Annotated in this window: 14 protein-coding genes; 1 reads left to right on the forward strand and 13 read right to left on the reverse strand. The window is 42.9% G+C overall.

The window, feature by feature from the left end; all coding sequences use genetic code 11:
• Nucleotides 1-43 precede the first annotated feature (43 nt).
• The 4 genes from mdh to AC0VX1_RS19080 form a co-directional block, all read right to left on the reverse strand.
• Nucleotides 44-979, reverse strand: a complete 936-nt coding sequence (mdh, locus tag AC0VX1_RS19065; RefSeq protein WP_475468382.1) for a malate dehydrogenase — start codon at nucleotides 977-979, stop codon at nucleotides 44-46.
• A 121-nt stretch (nucleotides 980-1,100) separates the two neighbouring features.
• Nucleotides 1,101-2,417: an NADP-dependent isocitrate dehydrogenase gene (gene icd, locus AC0VX1_RS19070; RefSeq protein ID WP_413010421.1), complete on the reverse strand. Its 1,317-nt coding sequence runs from the start codon at nucleotides 2,415-2,417 to the stop codon at nucleotides 1,101-1,103.
• A 94-nt stretch (nucleotides 2,418-2,511) separates the two neighbouring features.
• Nucleotides 2,512-3,627: a citrate synthase gene (gene citZ, locus AC0VX1_RS19075; RefSeq protein WP_413001864.1), complete on the reverse strand. Its 1,116-nt coding sequence runs from the start codon at nucleotides 3,625-3,627 to the stop codon at nucleotides 2,512-2,514.
• 540 nt (nucleotides 3,628-4,167) lie between these two features.
• A complete protein-coding gene (locus AC0VX1_RS19080; RefSeq protein WP_034309113.1) occupies nucleotides 4,168-4,629 on the reverse strand; it encodes a DUF441 domain-containing protein in 462 nt (153 codons plus the stop codon).
• Nucleotides 4,630-4,822: 193 nt separating this feature from the next.
• On the opposite strand from AC0VX1_RS19080, the gene ytvI reads away from it, so the two are divergent.
• On the forward strand, nucleotides 4,823-5,947 hold the full coding sequence (gene ytvI / locus AC0VX1_RS19085) for a sporulation integral membrane protein YtvI (RefSeq protein WP_063575499.1): 1,125 nt from the start codon (nucleotides 4,823-4,825) through the stop codon (nucleotides 5,945-5,947).
• Nucleotides 5,948-6,034: 87 nt separating this feature from the next.
• On the opposite strand, the gene aceA is transcribed toward ytvI, so the two are convergent.
• The 9 genes from aceA to ystJ all read right to left on the reverse strand — a co-directional run bounded on the left by aceA (nucleotide 6,035) and on the right by ystJ (nucleotide 16,738).
• Nucleotides 6,035-7,318, reverse strand: a complete 1,284-nt coding sequence (aceA, locus tag AC0VX1_RS19090; protein ID WP_034309118.1) for an isocitrate lyase — start codon at nucleotides 7,316-7,318, stop codon at nucleotides 6,035-6,037.
• Between the two features lie 38 nt (nucleotides 7,319-7,356).
• A complete protein-coding gene (gene aceB, locus AC0VX1_RS19095) occupies nucleotides 7,357-8,949 on the reverse strand; it encodes a malate synthase A (RefSeq protein ID WP_096337898.1) in 1,593 nt (530 codons plus the stop codon).
• 358 nt (nucleotides 8,950-9,307) lie between these two features.
• On the reverse strand, nucleotides 9,308-9,700 hold the full coding sequence (locus AC0VX1_RS19100; RefSeq protein WP_034309123.1) for an FxsA family protein: 393 nt from the start codon (nucleotides 9,698-9,700) through the stop codon (nucleotides 9,308-9,310).
• 81 nt (nucleotides 9,701-9,781) lie between these two features.
• Nucleotides 9,782-11,542, reverse strand: a complete 1,761-nt coding sequence (gene pyk / locus AC0VX1_RS19105) for a pyruvate kinase (RefSeq protein ID WP_057276708.1) — start codon at nucleotides 11,540-11,542, stop codon at nucleotides 9,782-9,784.
• Nucleotides 11,543-11,671: 129 nt separating this feature from the next.
• Nucleotides 11,672-12,631 carry a 6-phosphofructokinase gene (gene pfkA / locus AC0VX1_RS19110; RefSeq protein WP_336058945.1) on the reverse strand — a complete coding sequence of 320 codons (960 nt, stop codon included), beginning with the start codon at nucleotides 12,629-12,631 and terminating at the stop codon, nucleotides 11,672-11,674.
• A gap of 278 nt (nucleotides 12,632-12,909) precedes the next feature.
• Nucleotides 12,910-13,911 carry an acetyl-CoA carboxylase carboxyl transferase subunit alpha gene (gene accA / locus AC0VX1_RS19115; protein WP_034309128.1) on the reverse strand — a complete coding sequence of 334 codons (1,002 nt, stop codon included), beginning with the start codon at nucleotides 13,909-13,911 and terminating at the stop codon, nucleotides 12,910-12,912.
• Nucleotides 13,908-14,771, reverse strand: a complete 864-nt coding sequence (accD, locus tag AC0VX1_RS19120) for an acetyl-CoA carboxylase, carboxyltransferase subunit beta (RefSeq protein WP_063575497.1) — start codon at nucleotides 14,769-14,771, stop codon at nucleotides 13,908-13,910. The genes accA and accD overlap by 4 nt, the downstream gene beginning before the upstream one ends.
• Nucleotides 14,772-14,861: 90 nt before the next feature.
• Nucleotides 14,862-15,491 carry a FadR/GntR family transcriptional regulator gene (locus tag AC0VX1_RS19125; RefSeq protein ID WP_475468387.1) on the reverse strand — a complete coding sequence of 210 codons (630 nt, stop codon included), beginning with the start codon at nucleotides 15,489-15,491 and terminating at the stop codon, nucleotides 14,862-14,864.
• A 5-nt stretch (nucleotides 15,492-15,496) separates the two neighbouring features.
• Entirely contained in the window at nucleotides 15,497-16,738 is a 1,242-nt protein-coding gene (gene ystJ, locus AC0VX1_RS19130) for an NADP-dependent malic enzyme (protein ID WP_057276709.1), read from the reverse strand.
• Nucleotides 16,739-16,740: the final 2 nt, after the last annotated feature.

Below are 16,740 nucleotides of genomic sequence, written 5' to 3' on the forward strand. Positions count from 1 at the left end.
TTGGCCTTTTCTTCCAATATCCGGGCAGTCCGATTATGATCTTTTATTGAAGGACTTGCATGACTGCTTTAACTGATTCAACAGATTTTGAAAGTGCCGCTTTTTCGCCTTCAGTCAAATCAAGTTCGATGATTTGTTCAATGCCGTTTGCACCAAGTACAGTCGGCACTCCAAGGTAGATGCCTTCAAATCCGTATTCACCTTCGAGATAAGCGATTGACGGAAGAACGCGACGTTGATCTTTAAGGATCGCTTCAGCCATTTCCACCAGGGATGCAGCCGGTGCATAATAGGCGCTTCCGTTTCCTAGAAGGTTTACGATTTCCCCGCCGCCAGTGCGGGTACGAGCCACTATTGCTTCTAAACGATCTTGAGGGATCAATTTTTCCAAAGGAATTCCGCCTGCATAAGAGTAACGCACTAGAGGAACCATATCGTCTCCGTGTCCGCCAAGTACGAATCCAGTTACATCTTTAACAGATAAGTTTAATTCTTGAGCCACGAAAGTGCGGAAACGAGCTGTATCAAGAACACCTGATTGTCCGATAACGCGTTCTTTAGGGAAACCGGATTCTTTGTATACAGTATAAGTCATTGCATCTACAGGGTTAGTCAAAACGATGATTGTTGTATTAGGGGAATATTTAACGACTTCTTTAGTTACTGATTTCATAACCTTTTGGTTAGTTTGAACTAAGTCGTCACGGCTCATGCCGGGCTTACGGGCAATACCGGCAGTGATGATCACCACGTCGGAATCAGTTGTTTCTGCATAGTCGGATGTACCGATGATGTTAGCATCGAAACCTAGAACAGGTCCTGCTTCCGCCATATCAAGGGCTTTACCTTTTGTAGGGTTTTCAGCTTGCGGAATATCAACTAAAACGATATCACCAAGCTCTTTTTGAGCTGCCAGGAATGCTGCTGTAGCGCCAGTGAATCCAGCACCTACAACTGTGATTTTTTTACGTTTAGACATGTTATTTCCTCCTTAAAATATATAAATACTTTTGGAATACTTTTAACATCCTCTGAAAATATATATAAGCCTCCTGGAAAAGCAGCCCGTTCAGGCACTTTTCCAGAAAGCATATAATGAATTATTTAAGGTTTTTGATAAGCTCGTCAGCGAACTCAGAACATTTAACTTCCGTTGCACCATCCATTAGGCGGGCAAAGTCGTATGTAACAACTTTAGAAGCGATTGTTTGTTCCACTGATTTAGTGATGCTGTTTGCAGCTTCGTTCCAACCAAGGTGCTCAAGTAAAAGAACGCCTGAAAGAAGAACTGAAGATGGGTTAACTTTATCAAGACCAGCATATTTAGGAGCCGTTCCGTGAGTTGCTTCGAAGATGGCATGTCCAGTTTCGTAGTTGATGTTTGCTCCTGGAGCGATACCGATTCCGCCAACTTGTGCAGCTAATGCATCAGAAATGTAATCTCCGTTCAAGTTCATTGTTGCAACAACATCAAACTCTTTAGGACGAGTCAGGATTTGTTGTAAGAAGATATCGGCAATGGAATCTTTAACGATGATTTTGCCTTCAGCTTCAGCAGCAGATTGTGCTTTGTTAGCAGCTTCAGTGCCTTCAGCATCTTTAATTTTGTCATATTGGTTCCATGTGAACACTTTATCGGCGAATTCTTGTTCAGCAACTTCATAACCCCAAGTTTTGAATGCACCTTCAGTGAATTTCATGATGTTACCTTTATGAACAAGCGTTAATGATTTACGGCCTTCTTTGATCGCATAGTTAAGTGCAGCGCGAACAAGACGTTTTGTTCCTTCTTCGGAAATCGGTTTAATTCCGATACCTGAAGTTTCAGGGAAACGGATGTTTGTAACACCGAATTCATTTTGCAGGAATTCGATTAATTTCTTAGCTTCGTCAGAACCTTTTGCATATTCGATACCAGCATAGATGTCTTCAGTGTTTTCACGGAAGATGACCATGTCAGTGTCTTCTGGACGTTTAACTGGTGAAGGTACACCATCAAAGTAACGTACTGGACGAAGACATACGAATAAGTCCAATACTTGACGCAATGCAACGTTCAATGAGCGGATACCGCCACCGATTGGAGTTGTAAGAGGTCCTTTAATAGCGATTAGATATTCGTTAATGACATCAAGAGTTTCTTGTGGAAGCCATTCGCCCGTTTGATCAAATGCTTTTTGTCCAGCTAAAACTTCTTTCCATTCGATTTTCTTTTCGCCATTGTAAGCTTTTTCAACTGCTGCGTCTAGAACGCGGGATGCTGCAGCCCAGATATCAGGACCGATTCCGTCTCCCTCAATATAAGGAACGATTGGGTTGTTTGGTACGTTAAGAACACCGTTAGTAACTGTGATTTTTTGGCTTTGTGTCATGTCTCTTACCTCCGATTCAAATTCAAAGGTTAGATGGCCTGCCATTAAATAAAGCAGAACCACTAACCTTTTTTACTCACATCTATTAATTTACTACAAATTCGATGAAATAAAAAATGATTTTCGAAAAAACTTTTAATTAGCGGTTTTCAATCGGTACATATTTTTGCATACCTGGTCCAACATACTCTGCACGCGGACGGATAAGGCGGTTGTTTGAATATTGCTCAAGGATATGAGCGATCCAGCCTGAAGCACGGCTTACAGCAAAGATTGGTGTAAATAGGTCATGCTCGATGCCTAAACTGTGGTAAACGGAAGCAGAATAGAAATCCACGTTCGGCGGAAGATTCTTTTGACCGGTTACGATTTCATGAATTTTGATGGACATATCATAATATTGAGGTTGCCCAGTAAGTTCAGTCAGTTTTTGTGACATTTCTTTAAGGTGTTTAGCACGAGGATCACCTTTACGGTATACACGGTGGCCAAAGCCCATGATTTTTTCTTTATTGGCTAATTTTTCGTTGATATATGGCTCAACATTATCAACTGAACCAATATCTGTAAGCATTTTCATGACTTGTTCGTTAGCCCCGCCGTGAAGTGGGCCTTTTAAAGCGCCGATGGCAGCAGTTACACCAGAATAGATATCAGCTAATGTAGCCACACAAACGCGTGCAGTGAATGTAGAAGCGTTTAATTCATGGTCAGCATGAAGAACCAATGCTTTGTTGAATGCTTCTTCTTCGATTGCCGTTGGTTCATTACCGCTTAACATATATAAGAAGTTAGCAGCAAAGCTTAAATCTGTACGTGGAGCAACAGCTTCTTTCCCTTGACGGACGCGAGCGAAAGTTGTTACCAATGTAGGGATTTTTGCTTGGATGCGGATTGCTTTACGATAGTTAGCTTCTTCACTCATTACATCTGCTTCTTCATCATAAAGACCAAGAAGGGATACTGCGGTGCGAAGAGCTCCCATTGGATGTACTTTATCAATTGGGTATGTTTTGAAGTGATTAACCACTTCAGCTGGAATTTCAGCATTTTCAGCAAGTTGTTTAGTTAATTCTTCTAGTTGGCTTTTGTTCGGAAGAGCTCCGTGCCATAAAAGATAGATTACTTCCTCGAATGTTGCGTTCGAAGCCAGATCATCGATGTCATAACCTACATACGTTAATGTGTCATCGATAATGGAGCTTACTGATGAAGTTGTTGCTACCACACCTTCAAGACCTTTTGTTGCTGTCATACTAAATCTCTCCTTTTCCTAGATATTCCCCTATGCCCTTGCTATTAGCGTATAAATGTAGCGCTTCCAAGAAATTAGCTATTGTAAACAACCATCTATTTTTTAGCAGATGACATACATCTTCTATTGGAAGCGTTCACAGAATATGACCCCAACAATAGTAAAATGTACGATAATCTTTAATAAGAAATTCTAAAAATAATGCTTGTAGCTATTCCTAGTGAGCGCTTGCTCAATAACTACATCTTTTTTTTAAGATTCCTCAAAAATATCAATGATATTCTGAATCCCAATTTTAATAAATCAGAGCAGTTACATGATTATTATAAACAATAAACACTTTTTTGGGAATGAAAAGCACTTAAAATGTGAAAAAATTATTATTTTATTAGAAAAATTAGCTACATATTCTCTTGCTTTATTCATGCGTTTAAAATCGTTTTTTTCAAAAAAAATGTCTCAAAGCAGAATAAACGAAACATTAAATAGAAAATTTACATTTCCAGTACTGACGGGCTTTTCTCCAATTAGCCACTCGCTTCATTTAAAAAAATTGAAGATCTGCATGCATAAATAAGCAATTCCTGCCCCGATTAACGGGCCGACAGCCACACCTTTGAATAAGGCGACCGCAAGAATCGTCCCAAATACAAGAGCCGTGGTAATGTGCGGATCATGCGACAGCAGTGTAATCCCATTTTTTGCTATGAGTGCAACGGCTATTCCGGATGCAAGTGCAATCCAGGCATAAGGGGATTTTATCGCGTCTCCTAGTTCCTTGAATCCAATCGCCCCGTTTGCTATGGGAATGAGTACGGAGATCGTGATGATCGTGACGCCCAGGTTGATTCCTTTCGCTTCCAGGTATGGAAACACTTTAGCGTCAAGGCCAATCAGTTTCATGCTTAAAAGAAAACCCGCGGCCATGATCAGTGAGGTATTTTTCCCAAACCAACCGATTGCAGCAAGCAGAATTAAAAATACGACAGGACCGTTGATCATTATCCCTTCACCTTCTTCCTTCTGTTTTTTGTTATTTTAACATAACAAACTCCTTTGTTCATGGGAGAAAAATGATTTAAGGAACGATGCATCTGCAGAAAAAATTCAAAACGTAAGATGAAAGAATCTTTCCTTTCTTTTCCATCATCGTTACAATTATAATACAAACTTAATGGTTGAAGGAGGATATGACTTGAATCCGGTATATATGTATCGTTTCATTCGTTCTTTACTGGTCGTCGGAGGGATAATATTAGGTGGAATTGCCTTGTTTTATTTATCTAAATATACATATCCATTCATCATTGCCATGATCATCGCTTTCTTGATGAATCCCCTGGTCATTTTTTTCGAAAGGAAAGGGCGGCTGCCACGGGGGTTGGCTGTATTCGTTTCCCTTTTACTCATTTTCCTTTTATTTGCGGGTCTTATCACCTTACTCGTCACCGAGATCATTTCAGGGACCAATTACCTTGCCGGAGTCATCCCGAAACACATTGAAACCATCGTGGATTATATAGAAACATACATCGCTACCACCGTCATCCCTTTATATAATCAAATAGCTGCCATGTTCAATAATTTGGATACCGAACAGCAAGACACAATCCTCAAGAATATCCAAAATATCGGTGAATCCATCACGACGGGAGTAAGCGGCTTCATTCAAGCCTTCTTGAAGAACATCCCCACAATCATCGGATGGTTTCCAACTACAGCAACGGCACTCCTTTTTACTTTGCTTGGCACATTCTTCATCAGCAAAGATTGGGATACCTTCGGCCGCATGACCGGAAAAGTGTTGCCTGATAAGATTTTTGCGGGAGCAAAGCGTTTATTCAGGGATTTAAAACGGGCTTTATTCGGGTTCATCCGGGCACAATTCACTCTTGTTTCATTGACGACTGTCACGATTTTAATCGGTTTTCTCATTTTAGGGGTGAATTATTCAATTACCATTGCCCTGATATGCGGACTGGTCGATATCATTCCCTATTTGGGGACAGGTACGATTTTCATTCCTTGGATCATCTTTGAATTCATTGCCGGGAATACAAGTCTCGCAATCGGTTTGTCCGTCCTTTACATAATCGTCGTTGTCCAGCGTCAGCTAATAGAGCCAAAAGTACTTTCATCCAGTATTGGTTTGGATCCGCTTGCCACTCTCATCGCCTTGTTCATCGGATTCAAATTGATCGGTTTCCTAGGTTTGATTGCAGGACCTGTCGTACTTGTCATATTCAATACACTTCAGCGTGCCCATGTCTTCAAGGCCATATGGACTTTCATCATCGGGGATACAAAGAAAACCACTTAAGGGAATCCAGACATCTATTAGCATTCACTCTTTTCCACTTAAAAATCCGCCTCGGGTACAAGGCGGATTTTTGGTTTTAAACTAGAATTATTTCGACGTCTCGAATTGTTCTGTTTCAGTAGAACCTGCAAGTGCTGTTGTGGATGATGTTCCACCAGAAACGACTTGTGCCACTTCATCAAAGTAACCCGTTCCCACTTCACGCTGATGGCGTGTTGCTGTATAGCCATCCGGCTCACTAGCGAATTCCGCTTGTTGAAGCTCAGAGTATGCAGCCATGCCGCGTTCTTTATAACCAAGAGCAAGGTTGAACATGCTATGATTCAATGAATGGAAGCCTGCAAGTGTAACGAATTGGAATTTATAACCCAATTTACCCAATTCCACTTGATAATTGGCAATCTCTTCATCACTTAATTTCGCTTTCCAGTTAAATGATGGGGAACAATTGTAAGCAAGCAATTTACCCGGGAACTCTGCATGGATGGCCTCAGCAAAGCGGCGAGCATCCGCTAGATTAGGTTCAGAAGTCTCACACCAGATAAGGTCGGCATATGGCGCATAAGCAAGGCCTCTTGCAATTGCTTGGTCAAGACCTGCATTCGTGCGGTAGAATCCTTCTGGAGTCCTTTCACCAGTGATGAATGGTGCATCGACCGGATCAATATCATCCGTGATCAAATCTGCAGCATCAGCATCCGTACGGGCAATCAAGATGGTCGGTGTACCCATTACATCTGCTGCCAATCGGGCGGAAACTAAATTACGTACTGCCGTTTGGGTAGGAAGAAGGACTTTACCGCCTAGGTGACCGCATTTTTTCTCGGAAGAAAGCTGGTCTTCGAAGTGAACGCCAGCCGCTCCAGCTTCGATCATGCCTTTCATTAATTCAAAGACGTTAAGGGAACCGCCAAAACCTGCTTCAGCATCCGCCACGATTGGAGCGAACCAATCGATATCATTTTTCCCTTCAGCAAAGCTGATTTGGTCTGCACGCTGAAGTGTCTGATTAATGCGTTTAACGACTTGCGGCACGGAGTTGGCTGGATATAAACTTTGGTCAGGGTACATTTGCCCTGCGATGTTAGCATCTGCCGCCACTTGCCAGCCGCTTAAGTAGATTGCTTTCAAACCGGCTTTCACCTGCTGCATGGCTTGGTTACCGGTCAATGCTCCTAATGCATTGATGAAATCCTCTGTTTTTAATAGATTCCATAGTTTTTCGGAACCGCGGCGTGCCAATGTTTGTTCAATATCGATGGAACCTCTCAGTTTAATGACTTCCTCGGCCGTATAAGGACGTTTTATACCAGTCCACCGTGAGTCATTTTCCCAGCTTTGTTGTAATTTTTGCGCTCTCTCATTCATCATCATTATTTCCTCCTATTTCATATTATATATTTTGAATATTAAGATAATTTTTCATATGCCGCGTTAGTTAAGAAATCTGCAAAGTCATCCGCTTCAATCAATTGTTCAAATAGTTTAGTAGACTCTTCAAACTTTCCTGATTTGAAAGTTTCTTCCCCTACTTCCGATTTAATGACCGCCAATTCTTCTTCTTTGATTTGATGGAATAATTCCTCGGTTATTTTCCTGCCATCTTCGAGAATGCCTTTTGGATGACGGATCCATTGCCAGACTTGAGCCCTTGAAATTTCAGCGGTTGCAGCATCTTCCATTAAGTTATTGATAGGTGCCGCACCTCTGCCGCTTAACCATGAGGCGATATATTGGATGCCTACATTAATATTCGTCCTTAAGCCTGCCTCTGTGATCGTTCCTTCCGGTACAGCCAGCAACTCCTGTGCTGTTACATGGACATCTTCCCGTTTCCGGAAAATTTGATTCGGTTTTGGGACGAGCAGGTCAAAAACCTCTTTTGCCGTGCTTACCATACCTGGGTGGGCAACCCATGTTCCATCATGACCGTCTCTTGCTTCGCGTTCTTTATCTGCCTTAACTTTCGCAAAAGCCTCATCGTTCTTAACCGGGTCATTTTTAACGGGAATTTGCGCGGCCATCCCGCCAATTGCAGGAGCATTACGGCTGTGACATGTTTTGATCGCCAGTAAGGAATACGCCCTCATGTTCGGGACGGTCATCGTGACCTGCTGCCGATCTGGGAAAATGACATCATCCGAGTTACGAAATTTTTTCAGGAAACTAAAGATATAATCCCAGCGGCCACAGTTCAGGCCTGCCGAATGTTCTTTCAGCTCGTACAGAATTTCGTCCATTTCGAATGCAGCAAGAATTGTTTCTATCAAGACCGTTGCCTTGATGGTTCCTTGCGGGATTCTCAAATCGTTCTGTGCATATACGAATATTTCATTCCATAATCTTGCTTCGAGATGGCTTTCCATTTTCGGTAAGTAAAAGTATGGACCGCTTTGTTTTTCGACCAATGCTTTTGCGTTGTGGTAAAAGTACAGTCCAAAGTCAAAAATGCTGGCTGATATAGGCTGTCCATCCAAAAGGACATGTTTTTCCTCCAAATGCCAGCCGCGTGGCCTTACCTTTAGCACAGCTGTTCTTTCATTTAATTCATACACTTTGCCATTTGGATTTTTAAATGATATGGTTCCGCGGATTGCATCGCGCAGATTCAATTGGCCATCGATGCAATTCTCCCAAGTGGGTGAATTGGCATCTTCAAAGTCCGCCATGAATACATTGGCACCTGAGTTCATGGCATTTATGATCATTTTACGATCAACAGGTCCAGTGATTTCAACCCTGCGGTCCTGCAAATCATTCGGGAGGGGCGCAATCGTCCAATCACTTGCACGAATATGCTTCGTTTCTTCAAGGAAATCAGGAAGCATGCCTTGATTCAGTTCTTCCTGAACGCTTTTCCGCCGTTCTAGAAGTTCTGCCCTTCTTCCACTGAAATGCCGTTCCATTCTTTCGATGAATTGAAGAGCTTCCGCTGTAAGTATTTGTTCATATCCTGGCTTAATGTTGCCTGTAATCTGTAAGCCTTTTGCTTCCGTAATCATGTTGCCTCTCCACACCCTTTCCAACTCTTTTTATGTTATAATACAGATGTTTTATTTCCTGTTTGTATTATATAACACGTTGTATAAATTTGTCACCAGTTTTTTCTAAAAAATCTAAAAAAAGATTTTTTTAGCATGGAAAAGCCTTATTTACCAATGTTTCCAAGGGTTAATCATTTATAAATCCTGTTATGATACACATTTCATTCTCGTGGATATCATATCATCATTCAATGGTGAAACAGGGAGCCATTTGTAAAGCAAAAAAGCACCCCATAAAAAAACGGGATGCTGTTGCGTACCTTTTTCAAAGACCAAAAAGGCTGCCTAAAAGCTTACGCCTTTAGACAGCCTTATATTATTTATGCCGAATGATGGTAACTTTCCCTTTATTCATCCTGTTCATGATAAACCGGATAACAATCGGTTTGAGGAGATTCCGGGTTGGCGGAAACACAAGGATCAATCCCATGATATCCGAGATGAGCCCAGGGGACAGCAACAGTGCAGCTCCGATAAAGATACAGATTCCATCAATGATTTCATTTCCTGGCATCATTCCGTAACGAATCTGTTCCTGTGCCTTTTTCCACGTCTCCATCCCTTGCCGTTTAGCCAAATAAGCTCCGATCAAACCTGTGGCTACAATCAGGAACAGCGTTGGCCAAAAACCAATCAGATTGCCTGACAGCAAAAGGACAATAATTTCAACGACCGGCATCGCAATGATAAACATTAAAAAATATTTCATCTTCATTCCTCCTGCACAGCCCATTTCTGGTGCGGTACATCCATCTTACCTCATTGGCAAGGAATCAGCCAAAATTTCGTTTTACAGAACGTTTGCATGTCCATCATAAATGACTCCACGACCTGCATCGACCGTTATTCTTTGACCATCCGTGAAAACCTTGGTCGCGTCCTCCGCCCCAACGATTACCGGTATGCCCAATGTGACTCCCACAACAGCTGCATGGCTTGTCAAACCGCCTTCTTCCGTAATCAATGCCGCACACTTTTCAATTGCCGGCATCATTTCGCGGTCAGAACCGATCGTAACCAATACAGAGCCTTCCTTCACTTTTTCCAAAGCTTCCTTGGCATTCTTAGCGATAACCACTTCACCTTTAGCTGATTTCCTGCCGATTCCTTGAGCCTTCAAAAGAACCTCTCCTAACACATGAATTTTCATCAAGTTAGTCGTACCTGTTTCACCTACAGGCACACCGGCTGTAATGACGACTAGATCCCCATGGGAAACTAAGCCGGAATGCAGGCTTTCATCTATTGCGGTTTGAAGCATTTCATCGGTAGTCGTTGCTTTTGGACCAATCTGCGGATAGACTCCCCAAACCAATGCAAGCCCTCTTGTAACATGATCATTGGATGTAACCGCAATGATCGGTGCTTTAGGGCGGTATTTGGAAATCATCCTTGCCGTATGACCGCTTTCTGTAGGGGTGATGATTGCCCCTGCATTAAGATTAAGCGCGGTGTGGGCAACGGATTGACCAATGGCATCCGTGACATTATGACGGTTCACTTTGCTTCTGACTGATAATATATCCCGATAATCAAGGGCAGTTTCAGCACGCGAAGCAATGTTATGCATCGTTTGCACCGCTTCGACAGGATAGGTTCCAGCAGCTGTTTCGCCAGAAAGCATGATTGCATCCGTTCCATCAAATATGGCATTGGCCACGTCACTTGCTTCTGCACGGGTCGGCCTTGGATTACGCTGCATCGAATCGAGCATTTGTGTAGCCGTTATGACTGGTTTCCCGGCATTATTACATTTTTTGATCATTTGTTTTTGGACTAATGGCACTTCTTCTGCAGGAATTTCCACTCCCAAGTCTCCACGTGCCACCATCAAGCCATCTGAAACTTCCAAGATCTCATCAAGACGGTCCACGCCCTCTTGATTTTCGATTTTAGGGATGATTTGAATATGTTCCGCACCATTTTGCTGCAATAATTCACTTACTTCAAGCACATCGGAAGCCCTGCGTACAAATGAGGCAGCAATGAAATCGATACCCTGTTCGATCCCAAAAAGGATATCCTGTTCGTCTTTCTCCGTTATGCCAGGCAGGTTAACCGAAACTCCTGGAACATTGACGCCTTTTTTGTTCTTAAGTGTACCGCTATTCAAGATTTTCGTATGGATTTCTTTTCTGACCTCATCAATCTTCAACACTTCAAGCCCGATCAATCCATCATCCAAAAGGATTTTAGATCCTGGGTGAACATCATGCAGAAGCCCTTCATAGGTAATGGAGAATTTTTCAGGTGTTCCCAGGACTTCATTCATGGAAATAATGACTTCGTTGCCGGCTATAAGCTCCATAGAATCATTTTCCATATTATTTGTCCGTATTTCAGGTCCTTTTGTATCCAACAGGATGGCAACCTGTTTACCCGTTTTTTCGCTCGCTTCTCTTATATTTCGAATTCTAGCTGCGTGTTCTTCATGATTTCCATGAGAAAAGTTAAGCCGTGCTACATTCATTCCCGCCTCTATTAATTGAACCAGCTTTTCTATACTTTCACTTGCGGGGCCAATCGTACAAACAATCTTGGTTTTACGCATAGTGTCATCCTCCTTTAAGGAAAACTACTCGCCGCCTGTCCACTTCTTGAAGACAGGGGGCGCAGTGTTTTATGTCTTCTTTTAAATACCCATTACTAAAAAGCGATTCCTATCGGTCAATAAAAATGATTAAATGGATAGCTCAGCGGATAATTCATACATTTTCTTGTCAATTGTATGCGATTTAGCAAGAGCTTCGATGATATCATAATCAACAAGTTGGTTTTGTTCGATCCCGACTGCCCTGCCCCCTTTTCCTTCTAGAAGCAATTCAACGGCTCTTGCCCCAAGACGGCTTGCCAATACCCGGTCATTTGCAGAGGGAGATCCCCCGCGCTGAACATGGCCCAGGACCGTTACACGAGTTTCAATTCCTGCTTTCGCCTCAATACTCCTGGAGATATCAACGGCACTTCCAACACCTTCGGCTACTATGATGATACTGTGCTTTTTCCCTCGGTCATGTCCGCGGTTCAGCTTTCCAATTAAATCATCTATTTCATATTCATATTCAGGACAAAGAATCGTTTCAGCTCCGCCAGCCAATCCAGCCCAAAGCGCAATATCGCCGGCATCTCTTCCCATCACTTCAACCACATAAGTCCTTTCATGAGAAGTGGCCGTATCCCGAATTTTATCGATAGCATCGATGACTGTATTCAGGGCCGTATCGAAACCAATCGTAAAGTCCGTACCCGGTATGTCATTATCAATCGTTCCAGGAACCCCGATACAAGGGAACCCCCTTTCCGTTAAAGCTCTCGCCCCGCGGTAAGAACCATCGCCACCAATTATGACAATGCCCTCGATACCATGTTTATTCAATTGTTCAATCGCTTTCAGCTGGCCTTCCTCCGTCTTAAATTCCGGACAGCGAGCCGTATGTAACATCGTGCCGCCTCTATGAATGATATCCCCGACCGACCCAAGTTCAAGCTTTTTTATATTGCCATTTATCAGACCCTGATAGCCATGATAAATACCGAAGACCTCCATTTCATGAAAAATTGCTTTCCGGACAACTGCTCGGACTGCCGCATTCATTCCTGGAGAATCTCCTCCACTTGTCAATACACCTATTCTTTTCATAAATGTCACCTCTCTACAGCACTAATCAATTTTAAGCTTCGCTATATCATTGTACCCTTTTTCAAGCTTCAATAAGCAGTAACTGTTTCACTTATGCATACTTGATGTTATAAGCCTAACCGATTCTCTTCAGAAATTGAAGTAAAATGGTGTGAAACTTTACATTCTACACACAAACCATATTCTTTACTCGTTTCGGTAATGAATACATATGCACGAATGAAGGATGAAAAAACGTGTTGCCCCAGGCAGCACGTTTTTCCTTTTCCAAAATGTGTTTATGAATGCTGTTCCACTTCCTTAGGTTCGCCCTCAGGTTGTTGTTTTGCAAATTCATATTCACCGATTTTCTTGAATTTCATATAACGCTGGTTGATTAGATCATCACTATTCAATGGCAACAGTTCATTGAATGAACGTTTCAGGATTTCCTTGATGGCTTCTGCCTGTAAATTCGAATCCCGATGGGCGCCGCCCCTCACTTCAGGAATGATCTCATCGATGACTCCTAAGCGGTTTAAGTCGGGAGCCGTGATTTTCATCGTTTCCGCAGCCCTCTTAGCCTGAGAGGCATCCTTCCACAGCAAGGCTGCAGCCCCTTCAGGGGAAATCACGGAATATGTTGAGTTTTCAAGCATGAAAATTCGGTCTCCGACGCCAAGCGCCAATGCACCGCCGCTTCCGCCTTCACCAATGACAATACTGATGACCGGCACCTTCAGCCCTGCCATTTCGAAAAGGTTTTTCGCAATGGCTTCACTTTGCCCGCGCTCTTCAGCAGCTTTACCAGGGAAAGCTCCCTTCGTATCAATGAAACAAATAATCGGCCTGTTGAATTTTTCAGCCTGTTTCATCAGGCGCAAAGCTTTTCGATAGCCTTCAGGATGGGGCATGCCGAAGTTACGACGGATGTTTTCCTTCGTATCCTTCCCGCGTTGATGACCGATGACAGTCACGGCAAGTCCATTGAATTCTGCGATTCCAGAAACAATCGCTTCATCATCCCCATAATAACGATCTCCATGAAACTCGATGAAGTCATTGAATAACAGCGGAATGTAATCAAGCGTCGTCGGACGGGCTGGATGCCGGGCAATCTGAACACGATCCCACGGTTTAAGATGGTTGTAGATATCCACTTCCAGCTTCTCTAAACGCTTTTCCAATGTCTCGATTTCTGCTGTAAGGTCTACATCAGCATCCTTCGAGATTGCCTTTAGCTCTTTAATTTTATTTCTCAGGTCCGTAATGGGACGCTCGAACTCTAATTCGTAAATCATAACCACTCACCGCCCGGGGCATGGATTTTAAGGATCGTCGTCAAGGTTTCCTTCATTTCCGTACGTTTGACGACCGCATCCAATTGACCGTGCTTCAACAAGAATTCAGCCGTTTGGAAATCTTCAGGAAGCTCTTCACGAATCGTCTGCTCAATGATTCTTCGTCCCGCAAAACCAATAAGTGCTCCAGGTTCGGCTAGATTAATATCGCCAAGTGACGCGAAACTTGCCGAAACCCCGCCTGTGGTAGGATGGGTCATCATTGATATGATCAGTCCGCCTTCATTGCTGAATATCTTGAGTGCTGCACTTGTCTTTGCCATCTGCATCAAGCTCAAAACACCCTCCTGCATCCGGGCGCCGCCTGATGCCGTAAATATGATGAACGGAATCTTCAATTCACCAGCACGTTCAATGGCACGGGTAATTTTTTCGCCAACAACGGATCCCATGCTTCCCATCCGGAAATTCGAATCCATGATGGCAGTTGAAACTTGGTAGCCATTGATGCTTCCGACTCCTGTGACAACCGCCTCATTAATCTTGGCTTTCTTTCTATCCTTTTCCAGTTTTTCTAAGTAATCCGGAAAATCAAGCGGGTTAACGGAAATCATTTCTTTATCAAATTCATTAAAAGTGCCTGCGTCGAATAAAAATTCGATGCGCTCATGGGAAGACATCGGATGATGGTACCCGCAATGCAGACAGACTTTCTTGTTTTTTACCAATTCTTTTGTATACATGATTTTTTTACAGCCGATGCACTTTGTCATGATTCCTTCTGGTACATCTTGTTTCTCCCGATCTAAAGGAACCGTTGCATATTTCTTCTTAGACTTCGCAAATAGCTCTTTAAGCAAGCTTAATCCTCCCTTTACCACCAATTATCTATTTTATGATACTTGGTACAAACTATATCAGAAATAAAATTAGTATCGTGTAAAAAGGTGTCATTCGCCCTTCGACATATTTCTAATTCTAATAAGATACGTTTCGATGGCTTTTTCTTCATCACGTTCGAGCAAATATGTAAGAAGTGCCAGATAGTCTTCTTTTTTCACATTACCCTGTACCATCTCTGATGTTCTAGCATAGCTGTTGACAATGCGCCAAATTCTTTCCAGCAATCGATTGCGATTCAAAATGGCAATTCTTAAAAAGAAATCATCATCATGAAACATATCCGCTTTGACCCAGGCCATTAATCTTTTGATTTCCTCAGCCGTAGCGAAAAAGGCGACGATCCGCAAACAGTCAATTTCAATCAGCCTTTTCGTCTCAGCCAAATCTTCTTGTACTTTTTTATCTTGCAAAAAAAAGGTTCCCAGAAGCTCGACTAGCTTATGCTCCTGGAAATCCCTGATAAACGTCCCTTCACCACGCCTTGTTTCTATTAAGCCTAATAGTTCTAAGGCACGCAATGCTTCACGGACAGAGGAACGCCCAACATTAAAACGATCCGATAACTCCCGTTCTGATGGGATTTTATCTCCCGGCAGGAGGCTGTCCGCTTCAATCATGCTACGTAGGCTCTCAACGACATCGAGATAAATTTTGGATGAAGAAGTACGACCTGCCAAATTAATTATTCCTCACTTTTTCCAATGATCGCTAGTTTCTTTGTTTTTTCTTTAATTTCCTCTGGATCTACATTGATTCTAGCTACTCCGGTTTCCATCGCTGCCTTGGCAACAGCAGCCGCAACGGCAGGTGCCACCCTCGCATCAAATGGAGCAGGGATTACGTAGTCCTCGTTCAACTCATGCTCCTGTATTAATCCAGCAATGGCTTTTACTGCAGCAACCTTCATTTTTTCATTGATATGAGTCGCACGTACATCCAAGGCCCCACGGAAAATCCCTGGGAAAGCAAGGACGTTATTGACCTGATTCGGGAAATCCGAACGGCCAGTTCCAACAACCTTGGCACCCGCTGCTTTTGCATCTTCCGGCATGATTTCCGGATCTGGATTAGCCATCGCGAAAATGATCGCATCCCGATTCATCGAAGAAACCATTTCTTTTGTCAATGCACCTGCGGCAGAAACTCCTATAAATACATCAGCGTTTTCAATGACAGATTCCAAAGGCCCTGAAACCTTATTTCGATTGGTCACTTTCGCCACTTGTTCTTTTGTATCATTCATACCTGTCGAACGGCCCTCATAAATGGCACCCTTCGTATCACACATGATGATGTCGCGAACTCCATAGCTATAAAGCAATTTAATGATGGCAATGCCCGCAGCGCCTGCGCCATTCGCTACCACTTTAATTTCTGACATTGATTTATTCACCAGTCGTAACGCGTTCACAAGACCGGCAACAGTAACAATGGCTGTACCGTGCTGATCATCATGGAAAACAGGAATATTCATTTCTTTTTTGAGTCGTTCTTCAATTTCAAAACAATTTGGTGCGGCTATGTCTTCTAAGTTCACTCCACCGAAAGTCGGTTCGAGTAATTTAACGGTCTCTACAATTTTGTCCACATCCGTCGTTTTTAAACAAATCGGGAAAGCGTCCACTCCGGCGAAACTTTTAAATAAAACGGCTTTTCCTTCCATGACCGGCATAGCAGCTTCCGGACCGATGTTTCCAAGTCCCAAAACAGCCGTTCCATCAGAAATGACGGCAACCGTATTTCCCTTCATTGTATAGTCATAAACGGTTTCCGGCTTATCGTAAATATCTTTACACGGTTCTGCGACACCAGGAGAATAAGCCAGGCTTAAATCTACTGCGTTCCTAACCGGCACTTTCGAAACTGTTTCTAATTTTCCTTGATTCAAGCGGTGCATATGTAATGCTTCTTCTCTTAATGTCATAG

It is taken from the genome of Peribacillus sp. QJM3NY_7, assembly GCF_056173225.1.

Bases quoted from the DNA above. Each gene is read 5' to 3' on its own strand.
- mdh (WP_475468382.1), bottom strand. From the start codon at position 979: ATGTCTAAACGTAAAAAAATCACAGTTGTAGGTGCTGGATTCACTGGC.
- icd (WP_413010421.1), bottom strand. From the start codon at position 2,417: ATGGCAGGCCATCTAACCTTTGAATTTGAATCGGAGGTAAGAGACATG.
- citZ (WP_413001864.1), bottom strand. From the start codon at position 3,627: ATGACAGCAACAAAAGGTCTTGAAGGTGTGGTAGCAACAACTTCATCA.
- AC0VX1_RS19080 (WP_034309113.1), bottom strand. From the start codon at position 4,629: ATGATCAACGGTCCTGTCGTATTTTTAATTCTGCTTGCTGCAATCGGT.
- aceA (WP_034309118.1), bottom strand. From the start codon at position 7,318: ATGATGAATGAGAGAGCGCAAAAATTACAACAAAGCTGGGAAAATGAC.
- aceB (WP_096337898.1), bottom strand. From the start codon at position 8,949: ATGATTACGGAAGCAAAAGGCTTACAGATTACAGGCAACATTAAGCCA.
- AC0VX1_RS19100 (WP_034309123.1), bottom strand. From the start codon at position 9,700: ATGAAATATTTTTTAATGTTTATCATTGCGATGCCGGTCGTTGAAATT.
- pyk (WP_057276708.1), bottom strand. From the start codon at position 11,542: ATGCGTAAAACCAAGATTGTTTGTACGATTGGCCCCGCAAGTGAAAGT.
- pfkA (WP_336058945.1), bottom strand. From the start codon at position 12,631: ATGAAAAGAATAGGTGTATTGACAAGTGGAGGAGATTCTCCAGGAATG.
- accA (WP_034309128.1), bottom strand. From the start codon at position 13,911: ATGATTTACGAATTAGAGTTCGAGCGTCCCATTACGGACCTGAGAAAT.
- ystJ (WP_057276709.1), bottom strand. From the start codon at position 16,738: ATGACATTAAGAGAAGAAGCATTACATATGCACCGCTTGAATCAAGGA.